This window comes from Rhodoferax sp. RT4P68 (assembly GCF_056521305.1).
Genome location: NZ_JBWMBB010000016.1, coordinates 24,999 through 45,570 on the forward strand (window position 1 = coordinate 24,999; position 20,572 = coordinate 45,570).

Consider the following 20,572-nt stretch of genomic DNA (forward strand, 5'->3'; position numbering starts at 1 on the left):
TCAGTACGAGCCCACGATGTTGAGAAAGAACCCCCGGTACGTGTAGCCGAACCGGGTCAGGTCGTCGCTGAAGTCGGTGAAGTTGTAGCCGATGCCCACGCGCAGGTTCTTGCCGATGTCGCGGTCCACGCCGACCAGCCAGCCCTGGCGCGTGCCACCGTCCTTCACGAACAGCGTGCGGTACTCGGCCAGTGCGTGCCACTTCTCGGGCAGCTCGTAGCGCACCTGGCCACCCAGGTAGGTGGTGGCCGAGTCGAACCAGGGGCCGGTGCCGCGACCGAAGCGGGCCTCGCCCTCGCGGCGCGCGGCCTTGGCTGCGAACTCCCAGTTCAGGTCGTGCTTGTAGACTCCTTCGAGCGAGACGACCTGCGAGCGCTGGTCGTACTGCGCGCCGCCCACCTGGCCCAGCGTGGCCAGGTCGTAGAGGTAGGTGTAGCGGCCCAGCAAGGCATAGCGCGTCTCACCGAACGGGCGCCAGGCGAAACCCAGCCCGCCTTCGGTGTATTTGGCGCCGGCAGCCGCGTTGAGCTTGTCCTTGGTGTTGGCGTAGTTGAACTTGGCCGACACACGCCAGCTCTCGTTCAGCTTGTGCTGCACGCGGTTGGTCGACACCCACTGCGTGCGCTGCTCGGCACCGCTGTCGCGCCGCCATTCGAGCTTGCTGGCCCAGGTGGTGCTTGGGGCCGTGCGGCCCGCGCTCAGGCTGACGGCACGGCGCTGCACCTGGCCGTTCGGCCCGTCGAGCTCGCCCTGCTGCAGCGTGAAGCCGGCGTTCCAGCCCAGGGCCGGATAGAAGTCCATGCCGAAGGTGTTGGCCAGGCCGTTGCCGGCGTTCGGGTCTTTCAGGTATTGGGACTCGTTGAACAGGTTGGATTTTTCGGTCAGGCGCCAGCGCTGGCCCAGCGTCCAGCCGCCCTGCTGGCGCGGGTTGAACACCGAGTCGTAGGCGCTGTTGTCGGTGGTGACGGTGTAGGCGCCGTAGAGCGTGTGCTCGGGCGAGAGCCGGTACTCGGCACTCGCCGTGGCCGCATTGCCCCGGTCGCCGTGCGTGCCCTCGATGCCCACGCGCGACAGGTCGCCGAAGCGGTAGCTGGCGCCCAGCGTGTAGGCGTCGTTGTCGGCGTAGCGGCCGCCGTCGTCGTCCAGTGTCTGCTGCACGATGCCGTAGGCGTCCAGGTTGGTGGTGATGCGGCGCGCGTACTTGACGGCGCCCAAAGTGCCGTTGATGTCGCCGAAGCTGCTGTTCTGCGTGATGCGGCGGATCTCGGCGCTCACGGTGTCCTCGTCGGTCGGCCGCCACTGCGCGGTGAACTGGGTCTGGTCCAGCGATTCGGCGCCGCGCTCCACGCGGCTGTGCAGGGCGTAGATCGACACGGTGTCGCTGACCTGACCGCGCACCTGGGCGCCCCATTCGCGGCTTTGCAAACCGATGTCGCGGCGCGCCACCGAATAGCCCGCATCCACATCGCGCCACCAGGTGCCCAGCGTCCAGTTGCGTTGTGTCCAGCCCAGCTCCTTGAGGTTGGCCTGCGCCTGCAGCGCCGTGGCACTGCCTTCGCGCCAGCCGATCCAGGCGTTGCGCTGCTGGAACGTGAAGCCGCCGTTGGTGGAATAGAAGACCGGCACGCCGGTGGCTTCGGTCTTGCTGTGCTCCAGCTTCAGGAAGGTGCCGCGCCCGGCCTGCAGCGTCAGGTCGACACCGGTCAGGCTGTAGTTGTCGCCCGCGCGCTTTTCCTCGACCCGAGTGCCGCCGACAGCCACGTGGTCGCCCAGCCACTGCTTGGCGCGGATGCCGGCCGCCAGGTTGCCGGCGCTGAAGTCGCTGGGCACCCATTCGTAGTCGACCAGCAGGCGCTGCTCGTAGCCTGACAGCGGCGTGTCGCGCGTGATGCTGGGCACGTTCTCGCTCGTGACCTGGGCCAGCGGCCGGGTCAGCAGCACGCGGCCCTGCAGCTCGTTGATCGTGTAGTCGATGCCGCGCACGAGCGTGACGCGGTTCTCCACGCTGCCGGTGGTGGGGTTGCTCAGTTCCAGCGTGACGATGTCCGAGCCCGGCAGCAGGTCGGTGTGCCGCAGGTAATACAGGCTGCCGCCGGTGCCGATGAACTCGCTGTGGCCGGCCGCGCTCTGCACCTCGGACGCGAAGCCACGCACCTGGCTGCGCGCCTCGCCCCAGGGGTTGGTGCGCGCCCCGCGCCAGCTGATGCCTGCGCCGTACAGCGAGCGCACGTACTGCGCGTACTGCGTGCCCGTGAAGCCGGTGCTGTAGTTGCCCCACAGCGCGGTGTTCTTGTCCCAGTCGGCGCGCAGGTAAAAGCGGCCCTGGGTGTCGACGTCGCGGTAGGTGACGGAATCGTCGCCGTAGACCAGGTAGTACTGGTCCGGGTCGAGCCGGCGGAACACGTCTTGCGGGTCGGCTCTGGTGAAGCCGGAGAACAGGTCGCGGATGTCACGCTCCTGCGTGTCGGCCTGCGCGGTGATCAGGTACTTGCCGTCGATCTTGGCCTTGCCGTAGAAGGCCAGGCGCCCGTTGGTGAGCAGGTCATCGTTGCGGCCATTGAGCACCAGGCCCTGGCCCGGCCCCGTCGCCCGGTTCTGGAACACCGTGAGGTCGGCAATGCCGATGCCGAAGAAGTATTTGCCGGTGACGTCGATCTCCAGCGCGTGCGCCAGCACGGGCTTGCCGTCCTTGTCGCGCAGCGCCAGCGCGTAGCGGTGCGGGCCGATGGGCTCCAGGAACTCGGCCACGAACTTGCGCTCCAGGTCGACCGGGTAGTCGTCGCCGTTGATCGACAGCGTGTGGTCGGCCGGCAGGTTGCGGCCCTGGATGCGGATGCGCGAACCGTAGATCGCGATGTTCTGCTGGCGCAGGCCGTTGCCGCTGAAGACGCGGTCGAGCTGGCTTTGCGCCTGGGCCTGCTGCGTCGTGAGCGCGGTGCCCAGCGCGCGTTCCACGCTGTCGCGCAGCAGGGCCGCGCCACGCTCGGCCTCGTCCGCGCGCACCAGTTGCAGCGTGCGAGGCGCCGTCTCGTCGACGGCGCCATCGTCGCCGTAGGCACGCACCACGTAGATCAGGTCGTCGCCCGCCCGCAGCGGGAAGCGCGGCGTCATGGCGCCGCTCCAGGTGGTGCGGCTGACGGCTGCCACCGGCATGGGCAACGTGGCCAATGGTTCGGTGAGGTCGGTGTCGGTCGCGCGGAAGATCGCAAGCTCGATGCGGCGGATGAAGCCTGGGTAGTTGCTGCGCAGGTAGAACTGCACTGGCGTGGTGATGGCGCCGTTCTCGAATGCGACCAGCGACGGGCCGGACACACTGAGCTCGGGCATGCCGAGCGTCGGGTCTTCCGTCGCCCAGACCACGCCGCCATCGGGCAGTTGCACCGAGAACTTGCCCGACGCGACCGCCATGCCGGGCCGGGTGGGCGCGGGTTGCGCCGCCACGCCGGGCTCGGCCAGCTCGACGGTCACGCGGCGGTCGGGCTGCAGCGCCTGGTCGCCGGCCTGGTCGGTGGTGCCGGTGGTGGCCGGCGCGCGCTCGCCGCGGGTCTGCAGGCGAAACAGCAGGCCCTCTTCGTTGCGGCAGCCGGTCTCGCCGCACTCAGCTGCCTTCTGAGCCGGCTGGGTCGGGCCGGGCGCCGGGCCGGCGGGGGTCTGCGCCCCCGCCCACGAGCAGGCGCTGGAGAACAGGGTGAGCAATGCGTAATCGAGAAGTTTCATTTGCATGATGGGTTCCCGTTACGGCCTCTCGGTGCGCACGGTCTCAACGCGCACCTGTGTGCGCAGAGCGGCTGGCAGTTCGGCCACGATGGCTTCGAACACCGCCTGCGCCCGCCGCAGACCCAGATCCAGGTTGTAGGCATCGGACGCCCGCTGGTCGGCATGGCCGACGATGCCGACCACGCCGCCGCCGCGCGAGCGCAATCGCTCGGCCACCTGCGCGATGAGCCCCTTGAACTCGGGCCGGATCACCGCCTTGTCGGTGTCGAACAGCACGGTGCCCAAGAGGATCTGGCCGGCCTGCACGCCCACCACGGTGCTGCCCAGCTGCTGGACCTCGGTGCGCGAGGTGATCCGCGTGGCGCCGGCAGCCGCTGGCGACAGCAGCGGCTGCAGCGCCGCCTGCACCGCCTCCAGCCGGCCGAGCGCGAGCGCCTGGGTTTCGCCGTTGGCCCGGATCACGAGTTCACCGCCACCGTAGGCGTTGACCTTGGCCGCCATCTTCTCGACCACCGGCCCGTGCTCGGGGCGCAGCGCACGGCTGCCGGGTGCGAACAGGAACTCGCCCAGCTCGATATCGACCGACTCGCGGCCTTGCAGCGTGGCGATCGGCAGCCGGCTGCCGAAGTCAAAGCGCACCGGCAGGCCGGGCGTGATGCGCCGCACCAGCGGGTTGGCCGTGGTGAACACCGCGCCGGCCGGCAGCGTGGAGGGGTCGACCTTCAGGATGAAGTTGCGCCCCCGGTGCATGTCACCGCCGGAGACGCCGATCAGGTGGTAACGGCCGAACTGGTCGGTCTCGATCAGCAGGCCCTCCACGGAGGCGACGCGCACGCCGGGGATGCCGCGCTCCTCGATGCCGGTGTTGCGGATCACATAGTCGACCGTGTAGCCACCGTCCGCCGGCGCCACGCGGCGCTCCACGGTGGGCATGGCGCCGTTCAAGCCCTTGGCTGCGTCGCCGCTCTTCTCGACCGTCGTCTGGCCGGCCGCATTCATGCGCACGGTGACGCCCTGCGCGTTGCGCAGCACGAAGTCATCGGTGAAGGCGGGCTCGCGCAGGCGCTGGCGGATGACGACCTGGTGCCGCGTCTCGGGCTCGGCCTGCGACTGCCGGCCGGCGATGGCGCCCAGAGACAAACCACGCAGCATGGGCGCGCTGGCATCTGGCTGCGGCTGCGGCCCCTGGCCCCGGTCCACCGTGGTGGAGCCCGACACGTAAGCCCCCGGTGCGAAGCCGCCCTGCACGCGCACGTCGCTCAGCGCGGCCGGGTCTTGCCAGCCGTCACCGTCGCGGTCGTCGAACACGGTGCCCAGGATCAGCGACTCGTCGACCAGCGGGTCGGCGACGATGTTGACCTGCGCCGTTGCGGTGTTGGAGATCGCGCGCCCCAGGCTGTTGCGCGTCACCGCCTGGTTGACGTGCAGGCCCTGGCGCACGCCGGCACCCACGCGCAGCAGGTAGCTGACGACGGCCTGCCGGCCGGCGGCCACGTCGATGCCGTCCACCTGCAGCGGGTAGGCGCCAGGGCTGACCGTGAACGCGCCGTCACCGTCGAGCACGGCCACCGAGCCGGCGACCGCGGTGAAGCCCATGGGCGGCGTGTCGACGATGCGCGCGTTCACCACGTCGGTGCCGCCCAGGTTGGTCAGCGTCAGCGTGTAGCGCACCAGGTCGCCGATGCGCGCCTCGCGCACGGCCACGGTCTTGATGATGCTGAGCTGGTTCGGGTTCTCGACCGGAATACTGACCGTGCAGGCTGCAGCGCAGGCCGGGTCGATGTCCCCGCCGTTGATCACGTTCGCCACCTCGGACATGCCGGCCGGCAGGGTGCTGGCCATGGCGAACGTCACGGTCACGACCGTGCTGCCGGAGGCGGGCACGCTGGGCACCACCAGGTTGACGGCGCCCGGGCCCACCAGTGGTCCGCCGAAGCCACTGGCGCCCGTGACGGCGGTGAGCGTGGCGCCCGCGGGCACGTTCTCGGTGAAGCGGAAGTTGTTGAATGCCGAACCGCCGCTGTTGTTGAACGTGATGGTGTAGGTCAGCTGCTCGCCGGGCTCACCGGTGCCCGCGATCGCGCCGCTCTCGGCCGTCAGTTGCTTCTGGGGCGCGACGATTGCAGCGGTCGGCGTCTGCACGCAGTTCGCGCTGGGGCACGCCGGGTCGGGCGCACCGGTCGGCTTGGCGATGTTGCGCACGGTGGCGGTGACCACCGGCACGTTGACGCGCACGACCACGGTGATCGGCAGGCTGCCCCCTGCGGGGACCTGCAGGCCGGTCCAGTTCGTGACCAGGCCGTTGTTGACGCCGGCCGGGCTGGACGAGACGTAGGTGAGGCCCGGCCGCATCGTGTCCGTCAACGCGTAACCGGTCAGCGGCTGGGCGCTCTGGTTGCCCAGAAGGATCGTGTAGGTCAGCGTTTCGCCAGGCTCGGCCAGGCCGGCCCGCGTGCCGCTCTCGGCCGTCAGCGCCTTGGTCAGCGAGACGGCGCCAAGCGGGTGGATGGTGCTGCAGGCCCCGGGGGTGGCGCAGTCGGCCCCGGTCACGGCGTTGTTCACCGCACCCATCGCCCCGCCGTTCACGGTGGCCGTGTAGCGCACGGTGAAGGTGCCCACCGCCGTGCCTGCCGGCAGGGTGAAGCGGTGCACGGCGCCACTGCCCTCCACCGTGAACGGTCCGGCGGCGAGCACCGAGCCGAAGCTCATGTTCTCGCTCAGCGTGTCGGTCAGCACGGTCGGGGTCGTGGTCGGCCCGCCCGTGACGAGGGCGGTGATGGTGTAGCGGATCGTCTGGCCGGGCAGCACCGTCGAGCCGGTGGCGGGGTCGGCGGTCTTGGACACGATGGTCACCGTGGGGGCCGTCGGCGTCACCACGCAGCTGATGCCGGGGCAGATCGGATCGGGCTCGCCGGTGCGCTTGGCAATGTTGCGCACGCTGGGCGTGGTGATGGGCGTGTTGACGCGTGCGTTCACCGTCACCACCAGGCTGGCGGCGGCGGGGATCGTGAGCCCGGTCCAGGTCGTCGTCTGGCCCACGTTCACGCCGCCGTTGTCAGCCGAGAGGAAGGTGAGGCCGGCGCCCAGCGTGTCGGTCAGCGCGTAGCCCGGCACGGGTGTCAGCGTCTGGTTGGCCAGGGTGATGGTGTAGGTCAGCGTCTCGCCGGGCTCGGCCAGGCCGCTCAACGTGCCGCTTTGCCCCGTCAGCGCCTTGGTCACGGACACCAGGCCGACAGGGTTGCTGGTGGTGCAGGCACCGGCCACCGTGCAGGGTGCGCCGGTCACGGCGTTGTCGACCGTGCCCGTGGCCCCCAGGTTCACGCTGGCGGTGTAGGTCACCGCGTAGGTGCCGGCCACCATGCCGGCCGGCAGGCTGAAGGTGCGCACCTGGCCGCTGCCACCAGCCGTGTACACCCCGGCCGATGTCACGGCGCCGAACGTGAGGTTGGCACCCAGCGTGTCGGTCAGCACCGTGGGCGCGGTCGTCGCGCCGCCGCTGACGGTCGCAGTCAGGGTGTAGCTGAGCGACTGGCCGGCCACCACGGTCGAGCCGGCGATCGGGTCCACGCTCTTGACCACGGTGACCGCGCTGGCCGTCGGCGTCACGACGCAGCCGATGCCCGGGCAGACCGGATCGGGCTCACCGGTGCGCTTGGCGATGTTGCGTACGCTGGGCGCTGTGATCGGCGCGTTCACGCTCGCGCGCACGGTGACCACCAGAGTGCCCGAGGCCGGAATCGTCAGGGCCGCCCAGGTCGTGGTCTGGCCCGCGTTCACGCCGCCGTTGTCGGTGGACAGGAAGGTCAGGCCCGCGCCCAGCGTGTCGGTCAGCGGATAGCCGGACACGGGTGCCAGCGTCTGGTTGGCCAAGGTGATGGTGTAGGTCAGGGTTTCGCCCGGCTCGGCGATGCCGCTCTGCGTGCCGCTTTCGGCGATCAGCGCTTTGGTGACCGCCACCGTGCCCACCGGGTTGGCGGTCGTGCAGCCGCCGGTGAAGGTGCAGGGGGCACCGGTCACGGCGTTGTTGACGGAGCCCGTTGCGCCTGGGTTCACGTGGGCCGTGTAGCGCACCGCGTAAGTGCCGGCCACCGTGCCAGCCGGCAAGGTGAAGGTGCGCACCTGACCACTGCCGCCGGCCGTGTAGACCCCGGCGGAGGACACCGCGTCGAACGTCAGGTTGGCGCTCAACGTGTCGATCAGCACCGTGGGCGCCGTGGTCGCCGGCCCGGTGACCGTCGCGGTCAACGTGTAGGTTAGCGTCTGGCCCGCCACCACGGTGGAGCCGGCCACCGGGTCCACGCTCTTGGCCACGGTCACCGTGCTGACGGTGGGCGTGACGACGCAGCCGATGCCGGGGCAGATCGGATCCGGCTCGCCGGTGCGCTTGGCGATGTTGCGCACGCTGGGCGTGGTGATCGGCGCGTTGACGCGGGCATTCACGGTCACCACCAGGGTGCCTGACGCCGGGATCGTGAGGGCCGCCCAGGTTGTCGTCTGGCCCACGTTCACGCCGCCGTTGTCGGTGGACAGGAAGGTGAGGCCGGCGCCCAGCGTGTCGGTCAACGGATAGCCAGGCACCGGCGCCAGCGTCTGGTTGCTCAGCGTGACGGTGTAGGTCAGGGTTTCGCCGGGCTCGGCGATGCCCGGCAACGCGCCGCTTTCTGCGGTCAGGGTCTTGGTCACGGACACCACGCCGATGGGGTTGGCCGTGGCGCACCCGCCGGTGAAGCTGCAGGGCGCGCCGGTCACGGCGTTGTCGACCGAGCCCGTGGCCCCGGCCTTCACGCTGGCTGTGTAGGTGACGACGTGCGTGCCCACCGCAGCGCCCACCGGCAGGGTGAAGGTGCGCACCTGGCCGGTGCCTGACACCGTGTACGGCCCGGGCGAGGTGACGCTGCCGAACGTGAGGTTGGCCCCCAGTGTGTCCGTCAGCACGATGGGGGTGGTCGTCGTGGCGCCGGTGACCGTCGTCGTCAGCGTGTAGGTGAGCGTCTGACCTGCCACCACGGTCGAGCCGGTGATGGGATTGACGCTCTTGGCCACCGTCGCGGCCCAGACCGCCACGTCGGCCGTGGATGTGTTGTTACCGGAGCAGGTCGGCGGCAGAGCCGTGGTGCACCCCCCCGTCGGGTCGACCACGCCGGTCGGCGGCGTGATGGTCGCCGTGTTGCTGACAGAGGTTGCAGCGAACGCGGGGGCAAGCGTCAGGAGGCACACCCACAGCAGCAAGCCACGGACCCAACACCAGCCAACAGTCTCTTTCATCGTCATGTCCGACGTACCTCCGGGATGTTGTCTGACAGACATGGCAGCCTGCTTGTTGGTCAACCGACGCCTCGCCGCCTGGGTGGACTCTAAACATGTAACTAATCCCGATCAAGTGAAAAGTGGCTTTCGCTCGAATTTCGTGCACATTCGTGTGCGCCAGGGGCCATCGATGCGTACTGGGTCGGGCCCTGCCATCAACGGCATGTCAGTCGTATAGCTGATCGATGACGTCCAGATCCGTGCTGTTCATGCGCGTTAGCGACATCGAGGTGCCGCACCTGCGGTGAGCGCGGCATGACAGGCGGTCGCTGAGCCCCGGTGGGAGCACACCCGCCGCTGTGCGTTGCCGCCCTGCACGCAGTCGTCAGCGTGCCGTACGCGAGGTTGTCAGGGCGTTGCTGCCCTTGGATCGGACATCCAGAACAGCCAGCGCAGCTCACCCACGTGGAAAGGCCAGCCGAACGGTTGGCCGGGCCGCATCCAGTCGCTATGGGCGCGCGCCACCCATCTGCTGGCCGCTTCCGAATCGCCCACACAGCGCGCGGCGACGGCTGCCGCCGCCCACCAGAAGCCGTCAGGGTCGACGATGCGCCGTGACCAATCCCGCGTCCCCTGCCAGGGCACAAGCGCGCGGCGCCAGGCAGCCGGCGCCTCGCCAGCCGAGGGGCCCTGCAAGCCCCACAGCAGCGGCCAGGCCTGGGCCACCGTGTGGGGATACCAGCGCGAAAAGTTCGGTGCGCCCTGCCCGGCCGCCACGCGCCAGCTCTGGCTGGCCGCATGCCACAGGTGCTGGCGCGCGGCGTTCTCGGTGCGCAGGGCCTGCGCGCGGCTGTTGCCGGCGCTGGCGGCGTCGCCGTATGCCAGCTCCTGCAGACGGGCCCAGGCGTGCCAGCCGGCCGCCACCTCGGCGGCATCCATCACGTAGGCGACGCGAAACTCGGGCTTGGCCCAGGTCAGGCCATCGGCCCTGCCCAGCGCGTACAGCGTGGTGGACGAAACCTCCAGCGCGGCGCGCACCGCGGGTTCACGCAACAGCGCCAGATCGCCGGTGGCCGCGCGGTAGCTGTCGGCCATGATCAGCATGGACGCGGCCGTGCTGTCGTAGGAATCGACATCCGGGCACTGCCGGGCCGGCCCGCCGGGCGGGCACTCCGCCACGCGCAGGTCGGCCGCACGCACCCAGTGGTCGAACACCACACCCTGGCGCCAGCGCGTGGAGCGGATGTGCCGCGCCTGCCAGCGCAACCAGTTTGCCGCCACCGGGGCCAGGTGGGGCGCGATGCGCAGCGCCTCGGTCATGGTCAGGTTGACGTGGTAGGCCTGGATGAAGTGCCACGCCTGGCCCTGCGGATCGATCAGCCCGGGCGAGTGGTGCAGCTTGATGGCGCCATGCGCGGCAAGGCCCGGGGCATGCACCACCAGTTGCGACAGCATGGCCAGCGCAGCGTCGCGAAATTCTGCGTCCACCAGCCCGCCCTTCTCGCACGTCGGGCCCGCAGGGGGCGACGTGCCGGCGACCGCGGTGCCATCGACGGCTTGCGCCTGTTCCAGCGCTGGGGCGGCCTCCATCGTTGGATCGCCCCCGCCACACCCAGTCAGCAGCGCCACGGTGGCCAGCAGCACACCAAGCACACGCATCGATCCAGACCCCATGATCGCCTCCACGCTGCGGCCGAGATAGTCCGGCCAGATCTTCACGCGCGGCGCGCGCCGTCGGCCCACAGAGCGCGGCCGTCGCTACCGTGCACGCGGGCCGGCGCGCGCGGCACCGAAAGACCGCTGCGGGCACAGCGCAGGCACAGGGTGCGTGGCCGGCAAGCTTATCGAAGCCGATTCGTCGCGTTCATGATTTTTGAACCGTCGCAACGATTTGATTGAACTTGCCTGGGGCCGACAACTCTAGACTCTGCTTCATGCTGCCCGCTCGTCCGGGCGCCGCCACTCCACAAGAATCGAACCGGCCTTGAACACCACACCGCTCCCATCGTCGCGCTACACCGGCACCGCCATCGCCCTGCACTGGGTGCTGGGCCTGGCCCTCATCGGCATGTTCGCAGTCGGCCTGTACATGACCAGCCTGCCGTTTTCGCCGCAGCGCCTGAAGCTCTACAACTGGCACAAGTGGGCCGGCGTGACAGTGCTGACCCTGTCCGCGCTGCGGTTGCTGTGGCGCCTGACGCACCGCCCACCCGCGCTGCCGGCGGCAGTGCAGTCCGCCATGCCGCGCTGGCAACACCTTGCGCACCACGGCACGCACTTCCTGCTGTATGCGCTGTTCTTCATCGTGCCGCTGCTCGGCTGGGCCTACAGCTCGGCGGCGGGGTTTCCCATCGTCTGGTTCGGCATGCTGCAGTTGCCCGATCTGCTGCCGACCGACAAGGCGTTGGCAGATGCCATCAAGCCGTTGCACGGCTACGCGGCATACGCCCTGGCTGCCCTGGTCGTGCTGCATGTGGCCGCCGCACTGAAACACCAGTTCGTGGACCGCGACGGCCTGCTGACCCGCATGCTGCCCGGGCGCGGCTGATCCTTTTCTTGAACGGAGTTCCCATGAAGATGTCGACCACCCTCGGCGGCGTGCTGCTGGCCGCCACCACCGTGCTGGCGCAGCCGGCCCTGGCCCAGCAGGCGCTGGTGCCTGCGCAAAGCGAGATCGCGTTCGTCAGCCGGCAGATGGGCGTGCCCGTCGAAGGCCACTTCAAGAAGTTCAGCGCGCAGGTCGCGTTCGACCCGGCCAAGCTGGCGACCAGCAAGGTGGCCTTCACGGTCGACATGGGCAGCGCCACGCTCGGCACCCCGGAGATCGACGTCGAACTGCCCCGCCCCAACTGGTTCAACGCGGCCAAGTTCCCGCAGGCCACCTTCCAGTCCACCGCCATCAAGGCGCTGGGCGGCGGCAAGTTCGAGGTGGCCGGCAAGCTGTCCGTCAAAGGCAACGCGCAGGACATGGTCGTCCCCGTGACGCTGGCCCAGACCGGTGCCAACACCGTGGCCAGCGGCGCCTTCACGATCAAGCGCCTGGCCTTCAAGATCGGCGAGAACGAGTGGGCCGACACCTCCATGGTGGCCGACGACGTGCAGGTCAAGTTCAAGCTGGCGCTGACGGGCGTGCCCAAGATCTGATCCTCTTTTCTTTCCCCTGACCCTTCCCAACCCACCGGAGATTCCTCGATGCAACTTACCGCCCTCACCGCCCTGGCCACTGCCGCCGCCTCGCTGATGTTCGCTGCCGGCAGCGCCCACGCGCAGAGCGCCACCTATGCCGTCGAGCCGACCCACACCTTCGCCACCTTCGAGATCGACCACTTCGGCGCCGCCGTGAACCGCGGCCGCTTCGAGAAGAAGGAAGGCCAGATCACGCTCGACAAGGCGGCCAAGACCGGCAAGGTCGAGATCACGTTCCAGATCGGCTCCATCAGCACCGGCGTGGCGCCGTTCGACAAGCATCTGCAGAGCGCCGACATCTTCGACGCGGCGCAGTTCCCCACCGCCACGTTCGTCGGCGACAAGTTCACCTGGAACGGCGACAAGGTCAGCGAAGTGGCCGGCACCATGACCATCAAGGGCAAGGCCCAGCCGGTCACCTTCAAGGCCAAGCAGTTCAACTGCTACCAGAGCCCGATGCTCAAGCGCGAAGTGTGCGGCGGCGACTTCGAGACCACCATCGACCGCACGGCCTTCGGCGTGGACTACGGCGTCTCGTTCGGCATGTCCAAGAACGTGCGCATCGTGGCGCAGATCGAGGCGGTCAAGCAGTAAGCGGTCTGGCGCTGAACGAAAAAAAGGGGGCTGCGGCCCCCTTTTTTTTGATCCGAACAACGCTATTTGACGAGTGCGTGCACCGCCTTGAACTGCGGGTGCTCGGCTGTCTCCAGCCACTCGAACAGCACCATCTCGGTGGTGACCAGCTCGGCACCGGCGCCGGCCAGGCGGTCGAAGGCGGCGTCGCGGTTGCGCTCGGTGCGCGAGCCGCAGGCATCGGTGACGACCCACACTTCCAGCTCTTCCTCCAGCAGCTCCAGCGCGGTCTGCAGCAGGCAGACATGGGCCTCGCAGCCGGCCACCACGATGCTGCCGCGTTCGGCCGCCGGGGGCTTTTGCAAATGCTTGGGCAGGCTGCGGGCGTTGCCGGCTGGCGCCTTGGCCAGCGGCGGCTGCAGCCACTCGCCCAGGCCTTCGGCCACGCCGCTGAACTGCATTTTGGCCAGCGTGCGCTGACACAGCGCGCGCAGCTCGGGCGCATTGGCGCCGAGCTTGGACGGGTTCTGCTCGGTACCCCAGACCGGTACCGCCAGCAGCTGCGCCGCACGCGCCAGCCGCAGGGCATTGGCCAGCACCTCGTCATGGCCGGCAATGGCGGGCATCAGCCGTTCCTGGTAGTCGACCAGCACGAGTTGCGAGGAAGAGGCTTCGAGCAGCATGGGATGGGCCGGTAGTCCGAGAGGGGCCGATGATAGAAGCTCACTGCTGCGGTTGGGCTGGAAACAACGAAGCCCCGCATTGCGGGGCCTCGGTGGGTCAACGCGGAAGCGATCAGCTCTTGCGGCCGGCCTGCCTGCGGCGCTGGCGCATCGCGAATGCCAACCCTGTGAGCGAGATGCCGAACAGTGCGATGCTGCCTGGCTCAGGCACGTCGTTGCGCGTTGCGAACCGATAGCCGGCGATCGCCAACTCATCGAAACCAGGGGTCATGTCGCGCAGGGACATCTGCACGACGATGGAGTCGGTCGCCAGAAATGCGCCCCCGTACAGATCGAAGGTCGGGAAGACCACGAAGTAGTCGGGCTTGCCGCTGCCGTTGGTGGTCCAGGTGTAGGTGTCGTCGCTCGGCGTGTCGACCAGGATGTTGCAGGCACCGAGCGGCAGGTCCGGGTTCTGCCCAACGGTCGGGCTGCCGCACGAGGTCACGCGGCTGTTGATGTCGAAGGTGCCGTTGGCCATTGTGTCGATCGAGAACTCTTGCAGCAGCGTGATCCCGCGGTAAATCGAAACGCGCCCCGAGACCAGCAAGTTGGGATCTCGTTGGTTTTCGTTGTGGTCGAACACGAACAGGGGTTGGTAAGCGGTGCCACCCACGGTCAGCAGGGTGCGCAGTGCGCCCACGGTGCCCGGCTCGCCCAGGCCCCAGGTGCCGTCGAAATCGCCGCTGCCACCGGCATTCATCGGCTCAGCGAACGGCGAGGGGTTGGCCACTCCGTTGTTCGAATAGACGATGACGTCGAAGGTGCCGGAGCCGACCGCGAAATCGAACACGCTGGTGTTACCGGGAATCAGACCCGCCGTCTGTTGCTGGGCCAGCAGGGAAGACGAATAGACCAAGGCTTCGTCGAACTGCTGAGGACCGATGCCATCGATGGTCCCCGTCGGCAGGGTGAGAGTAGGAATGGCGTAAGCGCTGGCTGCCGCAAGCGCCAGACCACTTGCAACCAATACTGATCGAAACTTGTGAAACATCGCGTCTCCTTGGGGTTGGGGGTTGTTGTGGCGTGGTATGACGCATCAACCGTGCCATCGCGTGCTGTGACAAATGTCACACTCTGGCACGCTTACGACCAGCCCACGCGCTCCCTGCTCACCCCGCCGTACCTGTCAATATCGCCGACACATATGTTGCGGCTATATGCGCAGATTTCGGACGAATACCATGTAGTCAATTGCCGGGTCTTAGCCTCAGCAGTTGGCCCTCTCGGCTGTCAGTCAACACATAGAGCAGTCCGTCGGGGCCCTGGCGCACGTCGCGGATGCGCTGGCCCAGCGCTTCGAGCAGGCGCTCCTCGCGCACGATCTGGCCCTCGTCCCCCAAGGCCAGGCGGTGCAGGCGGTTGAACTTCAGCGAGCCGACGAACAGGCTGCCTTGCCAGCCCTTGCCGTAGCGGTCACTGGTCAAAAAGACCATGCCCGACGGCGCGATGGACGGCACCCAGTGGTGCAGCGGCTGCTCCATGCCTTCCTGTCGGGTCTGGCCATCGCCGATGCGGCCGCCGCCGTAGTTCTCGCCGTAGGTGATGACGGGCCAGCCGTGGTTGCGGCCGGCCTCGGGGCGGTTGATCTCGTCGCCGCCCTGCGGGCCATGCTCGTGCGTCCACAGTCGGCCGTCCGGCGCCAGCGCGGCGCCCTGGCCGTTGCGGTGGCCGTAACTCCAGATCTCGGGCAGCGCGCCGGCACGGGTTGCGAACGGGTTGCCGGCCGGCACGCTGCCGTCCTTGCCTACGCGCACGATCTTGCCGTGGTGGGTGTCCAGCGTCTGCGCGTCCTGCATGCGGCTGTAGCGGTCGCCCAGCGTCAGGAACAGGCTGCCGTCGGGGCGTCCGTCGACACGCCGCTCGACGATGCGGCAGCCGAAATGCAGGCTGCTGTTGACCTTGGGCTTCTGGCTGAACAGCACCTGCACCTCCTGTAGAGCGCTGCGGTCCGGCGCCAATGTGGCGCGGGCCAGCGCCGTGCTGCTGCCGCGCCCGCCCTCACCCGGTTCGCTGTAGCAGAAGTAGACGTGCCGGTTGCGCGCGAAATCGCTGTCGGCGATGACGTCCAGCAGGCCGCCCTGGCCCCCGGCGGCGATGGGCGGCAAGCCGGCCAGCGGTGGCCCGACCTTGCCATCGGCCTGCAGCACGCGCATGCGGCCCGCACGCTCGGTCACCAGAAAGCGGCCCTCGGGCAAAAAGGCCACTGCCCAGGGGTTCTGCAAGCCCGAGGCCACCACCTGCGGTGCCACGGACTGCGCATGCGCAGGAAGGCCTGCCGCCAACAGGCAACCCAAGGTCAGGGCCAGCGGTGCCAGCAGGGCACGGGAAGCGGAAACGTGCATCGACAGGAGCTTTCTGAAAAGGGCGCTGGAGGCGGCGCGCGTGCAGGGATGGAGCTGGATCGCTCCAACGCGGAGCGCAAATCAGCCGGCGAAGGAGCAGATTTGTCGTGGCGTTCGTCTGCTGAATAAGCGAATGGTTCAGTCGCGCAGGCGACCCCAAACCGCCCGTCGAACGGCAAACGTTACATCTTTTTCCACCTTCTCATTCAGAATCAACGACTTACGCGCTATCCTCCAGTTCACCTACAAGCACTTGAGACATTGCCCTCGCCACACATGACCCGCTGGACTGCTTTTCTCACCGCCCTGCTGCTTTCCAGCGCCGCCCACGCCACCCCGCCCGCCAGCGCCGATCCAGAAGATCTGGATCGTCTGTTGGCCGAGCGCAGCCTGTTCAACCAGACCATCGGCCAGATCGAGCAGGTCGGCCAGACAGTGCGCGACAAGACGTCTGATCTGGTCGGCAACGCCATGGGCTTTTTGGGCGTGCCCTACCGCCGGGGCGGCACTTCGGCTGAGACCGGGTTCGATTGCAGCGGTTTCGTGCGCGCGACCTACGCCAAGACCATTGGCCTCATGCTGCCGCGCCGTGCCGACGAGCAAGCCGCCGCCACCGACAAGATCGACAAGAGCGAGTTGAAGCCGGGTGACCTGGTGTTTTTCAACACCATGCGGCGCGCCTTCAGCCACGTGGGCATCTACCTGGGTGACGGCAAGTTCATCCACTCGCCGCGCACCGGTGCGCAGGTCCGCGTGGAAGACATGGGCACCAGCTACTGGGCGCGCCGCTTCGACGGCGCGCGCCGTGTCGAAGGCGTCAGCGCCGCGCTGGGCGCAAGCACGGCGGCGCTGGGCGCGCGCAGCGACCGCCAGAACTGACGCGCGAGCGTCACGCGCTGCCAGCTCGGCGTGGCAAGGCCTTGCACGTCGCACCCTGTAGACTTCGCGGTTTTTTCGATCTGGCGACATGGTGCAGGTGGCAAGGCGCGCAGGCTTCACGGATTCGGCGCTCGTTCGCCTGCTGGCCCGGTTGACCGAACATGACCCCCGCGAATCGGCGCAGGGCTTTGCGGACCGGCTGAGCGACTGGCTGCGCTGGACGGACGCAATGTCCCTGTTCACCGCCCTGCAGGACGGCCCGGACACCCCGCCGCCCGCTGCACCAGCCGCCAACCTCGCGAGCGACCCGGCCTGCCAGCGCGTGCGCGAGGCGCTCGCCCAGGCCCTGGCCGATGACAGCGCCCACCTCTCCGACCAGCCCTTGGGCCGCCCCGCCCGCAGCCATCTCGCAGCCCCCGCCACTTTGGAATTGCCCGTGGACTTTTCGCCCTACCGCCGGCACTACCAGGACAGCCAGATCGCCATGGAGACGGCGATCGCGCCCGTGCGGGCCGAACTGCGTGCCCGGCTGGCCGGCGCCTCGCCGGACATGGCGCGGCTGGCGCAGGTGGACGCTGTCATGGAACAGGTGCTGGCCCCGCACGAGCGGCGCCTGCTGTCCACCCTGCCCACGCTGCTGCAGCGGCGCTTCGAGCGCGAACGCGATGCCGCAAGCAAGGCCGCTGCGTGCAGTGCCGATGCGGCGCCCGGCGCGGCAGCGGGCGCCGCCATCCCCGCGTCGGCCCTGCCTGGTGCACCTGCCGCGCGCGCTCTCGACACCACCTGGCGACACGCCTTTCGCCAGGACCTGCACGCCGTCTTGCAGGCCGAACTCGAACTGCGCTGGCAGCCTGTCGACGGCCTGCTCGCCACCCTTGCCCACGAGACCGCATGAACCGTTTCCTCTCCATTACCGCGTTTGCTGCGGGCCTGGCCAGCGTCGGCTGGGTCGGCGCCAGCTATTTCGGCCAGAACCCCCTGGCCTTGGCCGTGACGCTGGTGATCGGCGCCTTCTATCTGATGGGTGCGCTGGAACTGCGGCGCTACCAGCAGGCCACCGACACGCTGACCAACGCCGTGGCCGCACTGGCCGAACCGCCGCCTGCGTTGGGCAGCTGGCTGGAGCGGCTTCACCCCTCGCTGCGCAACGCCGTGCGCTTGCGCGTGGACGGCGAACGCGTGGGCCTGCCAGGCCCGGCGCTGGCGCCGTACCTGGCGGGCTTTCTGGTGCTGTTGGGCATGCTGGGCACCTTCGTCGGGATGGTGGTGACGCTGAACGGCACCGGCGTGGCATTGGAAAGCGCGACCGACCTGGCTGCAGTGCGCGCCTCGCTCGCAGCACCGGTGAAGGGGCTGGGCGTGGCCTTCGGCACCTCGCTGGCGGGCATTGCCACCTCGGCCATGCTGGGCCTGCTGTCGGCCCTGTGCCGGCGCGAGCGCCTGCGCGCCGGCCAGCTGCTGGACACGCGCATCGCCACCACGCTGCGCGGCTTCTCGCAGGCACACCAGCGCGAGGAATCGTTCCGGCTGCTGCAGCGCCAGGCCGACGTCATGCCCGCCCTGGCAGACCGGCTGCAGGCCATGATGGACGCGATGGAGCGCCAGAGCCTGGCACTGCATGAGCGGCTGGCCAACGGGCAGGATGGATTCCAACGCAGCACCGAGGCGGCCTACGCCGGCCTGGCCGGCGCGCTGGACCGCTCGCTGAAAGACAGCCTGAGCGAAAGCGCCCGGCTGGCCGGCGCCACCATTGCACCGGTGGTGGAGGCGACGATGGCCGGCATGGCGCGCGAGACGGCGGCGCTGCACGACAGCGTGGCGCAGGCCGTGCGCCAGCAGCTGGACGGGTTGACGACGCGCATCGACGCCGGCACCCGGGCCGTGGCCCAGACCTGGACGGCTGCGCTGGCCGAGCACCGCCAGACGAGCCAGGCGCAAGTGGCGGACCTGCGCGGCACGCTGGGGCAGTTCACCCAGACTTTCAATGACGGCTCGGCGGCGCTGGTCGACGGCGTGGCGGCGCGGCTGGAGAGCGCGGTCGACCAGGTGTCCGGCCAATGGCGCGATGCGCTGGCCGGCCACACCGGCGCGCTGGCCGAGCAGCGCGCCAGCCACCAGGCGCTGGCGACGGCGTTGGACGGCACGCTGGCCGGCTTCGCGCAGACCTTCGAGCAGCGCTCGGCAGCGCTGGTCGACGGCGTCACCGGGCGGCTGGAGGGCGCGGTCACGCAGGTGGCGGACAGCTGGCGCGATGCGCTGGCCCAGCACGTGCAGACCAGCCAGGCGGTGTCGGCCGATACGCAGCGCGCGCTGAGCGCGGCGGCTGCGGGCTTCGAGCAACAGGCCGGCGCCTTGGTGCAATCGGTCAGCGCCGCGCACGGCACGCTGCACAACGCCCTTGCCGAGCGCGACGAACAGCGCCTGACCGGCTGGACCACGGCCTTGGCCGGGATGGCCGAGGCGCTGCGTGCGCAATGGCAGAAGGCCGGCGCCGATGCCGCGCGCCAGCAGGCCACCATCTGCGAGACGCTGGAGCGGACCGCGCAGAGCATCGCCACGCACGCCGAGCGGCAGTCGCGCGCCACCATCGCCGAAATCGGCCTGCTTGTGCAAGCCGCGGGGCAGGCCCCGAAGGCTGCGGCCGAGGTGATCGCCGAGCTGCGCCAGAAGCTGACCGACAGCATGGCCCGCGACCACGCCATGCTGGAGGAGCGCACCCGCATGCTGGACACGCTGAACACGCTGCTGGATGCGGTGAACCATGCTTCGACCGAGCAGCGCGCGGCCATCGACGCGCTGGTCGGCGCATCGGCCCAGGTGCTGGAGCGCGTGGGCACGCAGTTCACGCAGCAGGTCGAGACCGGCACCGGCCAACTGGCCGAGGTCGCTGCGCAGCTGGGTACCGGGGCGGCCGAAGTGGCCAGCCTGGGCGAGTCGTTCGGGTTTGCGGTGCAGCTGTTCAGCCAGTCCAACGAGAAGCTGGGCACACAGCTGCAGCGCATCGAGGCCGCGCTGGGCCAGTCGATGCAGCGCAGCGACGAGCAGCTGGCCTATTACGTGGCGCAGGCGCGCGAGGTGATCGACCTGTCCATCATGTCGCAGAAGCAGATCGTCGATGACCTGCAGCAGATCGCCCGCAGCCAGGCCGCCGTGGCCAGCGAAGCATGATGTTGGAAGACGCCGACGCCGGCCTGGACCAGGGCGCCCCGGTATGGGCGGTCTTCGGCGATTTGATGGCCGGGCTGCTGGGAGCCTTTGTGCTGATCCTGGTCGGCGTGCTGGGCATGCAGCTGGAGCTGAGCGGCCGGCTGGAGACCGAGGTGCAGCAGCGCCAGGCCCAGACGCTGCGCCTGCAGTCGCTGGAGCAGGCACTGGCCGGCCCGCTGGCCGCCGGCCGCGTGACGCTGAACGACGGGCGCATCGGCATCAGCGGCAGCCTGTTGTTCGACCTCAGCTCGGCCGAGCTGCAGCCCGAGGGCCGGCAGCTGCTGCGCAGCATGGCCGCGCCGCTGGCGGCCTACCTCGCGGCGCGCGACGAAATCCTGATGGTCAGCGGCTTCACCGACAACCGCCAGGTGCGCGGCGGCAGCCGGCAGTTTGCGGACAACTGGGAGCTGTCGGCCCAGCGTGCGCTGACGGTAACGCGCACGCTGGTGGAAGATGGCGTGCCGTCCTCGGCCGTGTTCGCCGCAGCGTTCGGTGCCGAACAGGCCGTGGCTTCGAACGCCGACGCCGAGGGGCGCGCGAAAAACCGCCGCGTCGAGATGGCGCCGACGCCGCGCGGCACGCAGGCCAAGCCCCGTGGCTGAACGGGCTCGCGGCGGCCTGTACACGGGCGTGCCGACAGCTGCGGCGTATGCCGCTGCGGCACCGCCCGCTGCGGGACATGCTGCGGCATGTCAT

At 69.3% G+C, this 20,572-nt stretch carries 13 protein-coding genes; 7 read left to right on the forward strand and 6 right to left on the reverse strand.

What is annotated here, in order from left to right; all coding sequences use genetic code 11:
• The 3 genes from AC099J_RS27045 to AC099J_RS27055 form a co-directional block, all read right to left on the reverse strand.
• Positions 1–3,723, reverse strand: coding sequence for a hypothetical protein (locus AC099J_RS27045; protein WP_479618403.1), 3,723 nt, complete (start codon positions 3,721–3,723; stop codon positions 1–3).
• A gap of 12 nt (positions 3,724–3,735) precedes the next feature.
• A complete protein-coding gene (locus AC099J_RS27050) occupies positions 3,736–8,982 on the reverse strand; it encodes an isopeptide-forming domain-containing fimbrial protein (protein ID WP_479618404.1) in 5,247 nt (1,748 codons plus the stop codon).
• Between the two features lie 390 nt (positions 8,983–9,372).
• On the reverse strand, positions 9,373–10,683 hold the full coding sequence (locus AC099J_RS27055; RefSeq protein WP_479618405.1) for a hypothetical protein: 1,311 nt from the start codon (positions 10,681–10,683) through the stop codon (positions 9,373–9,375).
• A 265-nt stretch (positions 10,684–10,948) separates the two neighbouring features.
• On the opposite strand from AC099J_RS27055, the gene AC099J_RS27060 reads away from it, so the two are divergent.
• From AC099J_RS27060 to AC099J_RS27070, 3 genes are read left to right on the forward strand one after another with little or no spacing between them, the layout of a single operon-like run.
• Positions 10,949–11,512: a cytochrome b gene (locus AC099J_RS27060; protein ID WP_479618406.1), complete on the forward strand. Its 564-nt coding sequence runs from the start codon at positions 10,949–10,951 to the stop codon at positions 11,510–11,512.
• A gap of 23 nt (positions 11,513–11,535) precedes the next feature.
• Complete coding sequence (locus tag AC099J_RS27065) at positions 11,536–12,108, forward strand: YceI family protein (RefSeq protein ID WP_479618407.1); 573 nt, start codon at positions 11,536–11,538, stop codon at positions 12,106–12,108.
• 48 nt (positions 12,109–12,156) lie between these two features.
• Positions 12,157–12,744, forward strand: coding sequence for a YceI family protein (locus AC099J_RS27070; protein WP_479618408.1), 588 nt, complete (start codon positions 12,157–12,159; stop codon positions 12,742–12,744).
• 62 nt (positions 12,745–12,806) lie between these two features.
• On the opposite strand, the gene AC099J_RS27075 is transcribed toward AC099J_RS27070, so the two are convergent.
• The 3 genes from AC099J_RS27075 to AC099J_RS27085 form a co-directional block, all read right to left on the reverse strand.
• The gene (locus AC099J_RS27075) at positions 12,807–13,406 is read right to left on the reverse strand and encodes an isochorismatase family protein (RefSeq protein WP_479618409.1); all 600 of its coding nucleotides are present in this window, start codon (positions 13,404–13,406) and stop codon (positions 12,807–12,809) included.
• A 112-nt stretch (positions 13,407–13,518) separates the two neighbouring features.
• A complete protein-coding gene (locus AC099J_RS27080; RefSeq protein WP_479618410.1) occupies positions 13,519–14,439 on the reverse strand; it encodes a PEP-CTERM sorting domain-containing protein in 921 nt (306 codons plus the stop codon).
• A 196-nt stretch (positions 14,440–14,635) separates the two neighbouring features.
• On the reverse strand, positions 14,636–15,790 hold the full coding sequence (locus tag AC099J_RS27085; protein WP_479618411.1) for a PQQ-dependent sugar dehydrogenase: 1,155 nt from the start codon (positions 15,788–15,790) through the stop codon (positions 14,636–14,638).
• Between the two features lie 276 nt (positions 15,791–16,066).
• On the opposite strand from AC099J_RS27085, the gene AC099J_RS27090 reads away from it, so the two are divergent.
• The 4 genes from AC099J_RS27090 (at position 16,067) to AC099J_RS27105 (ending at position 20,478) form a co-directional block, all read left to right on the forward strand.
• Positions 16,067–16,669, forward strand: coding sequence for a C40 family peptidase (locus AC099J_RS27090; protein ID WP_479618412.1), 603 nt, complete (start codon positions 16,067–16,069; stop codon positions 16,667–16,669).
• Between the two features lie 88 nt (positions 16,670–16,757).
• Positions 16,758–17,564: a DUF3348 family protein gene (locus AC099J_RS27095; protein WP_479618413.1), complete on the forward strand. Its 807-nt coding sequence runs from the start codon at positions 16,758–16,760 to the stop codon at positions 17,562–17,564.
• Positions 17,561–19,837: a DUF802 domain-containing protein gene (locus tag AC099J_RS27100; RefSeq protein WP_479618414.1), complete on the forward strand. Its 2,277-nt coding sequence runs from the start codon at positions 17,561–17,563 to the stop codon at positions 19,835–19,837. The genes AC099J_RS27095 and AC099J_RS27100 overlap by 4 nt, the downstream gene beginning before the upstream one ends.
• Positions 19,837–20,478: an OmpA family protein gene (locus tag AC099J_RS27105; RefSeq protein WP_479618529.1), complete on the forward strand. Its 642-nt coding sequence runs from the start codon at positions 19,837–19,839 to the stop codon at positions 20,476–20,478. The genes AC099J_RS27100 and AC099J_RS27105 overlap by 1 nt, the downstream gene beginning before the upstream one ends.
• The last annotated feature ends 94 nt before the right edge of the window (positions 20,479–20,572 follow it).

Excerpts from the sequence above, each read along its gene's own strand:
- AC099J_RS27045 (WP_479618403.1), bottom strand. The coding sequence starts at position 3,723 with ATGCAAATGAAACTTCTCGATTACGCATTGCTCACCCTGTTCTCCAGC.
- AC099J_RS27050 (WP_479618404.1), bottom strand. The coding sequence starts at position 8,982 with ATGAAAGAGACTGTTGGCTGGTGTTGGGTCCGTGGCTTGCTGCTGTGG.
- AC099J_RS27065 (WP_479618407.1), top strand. The coding sequence starts at position 11,536 with ATGAAGATGTCGACCACCCTCGGCGGCGTGCTGCTGGCCGCCACCACC.
- AC099J_RS27070 (WP_479618408.1), top strand. The coding sequence starts at position 12,157 with ATGCAACTTACCGCCCTCACCGCCCTGGCCACTGCCGCCGCCTCGCTG.
- AC099J_RS27075 (WP_479618409.1), bottom strand. The coding sequence starts at position 13,406 with ATGCTGCTCGAAGCCTCTTCCTCGCAACTCGTGCTGGTCGACTACCAG.
- AC099J_RS27080 (WP_479618410.1), bottom strand. The coding sequence starts at position 14,439 with ATGTTTCACAAGTTTCGATCAGTATTGGTTGCAAGTGGTCTGGCGCTT.
- AC099J_RS27085 (WP_479618411.1), bottom strand. The coding sequence starts at position 15,790 with ATGCACGTTTCCGCTTCCCGTGCCCTGCTGGCACCGCTGGCCCTGACC.
- AC099J_RS27090 (WP_479618412.1), top strand. The coding sequence starts at position 16,067 with ATGACCCGCTGGACTGCTTTTCTCACCGCCCTGCTGCTTTCCAGCGCC.
- AC099J_RS27095 (WP_479618413.1), top strand. The coding sequence starts at position 16,758 with ATGGTGCAGGTGGCAAGGCGCGCAGGCTTCACGGATTCGGCGCTCGTT.
- AC099J_RS27100 (WP_479618414.1), top strand. The coding sequence starts at position 17,561 with ATGAACCGTTTCCTCTCCATTACCGCGTTTGCTGCGGGCCTGGCCAGC.
- AC099J_RS27105 (WP_479618529.1), top strand. The coding sequence starts at position 19,837 with ATGTTGGAAGACGCCGACGCCGGCCTGGACCAGGGCGCCCCGGTATGG.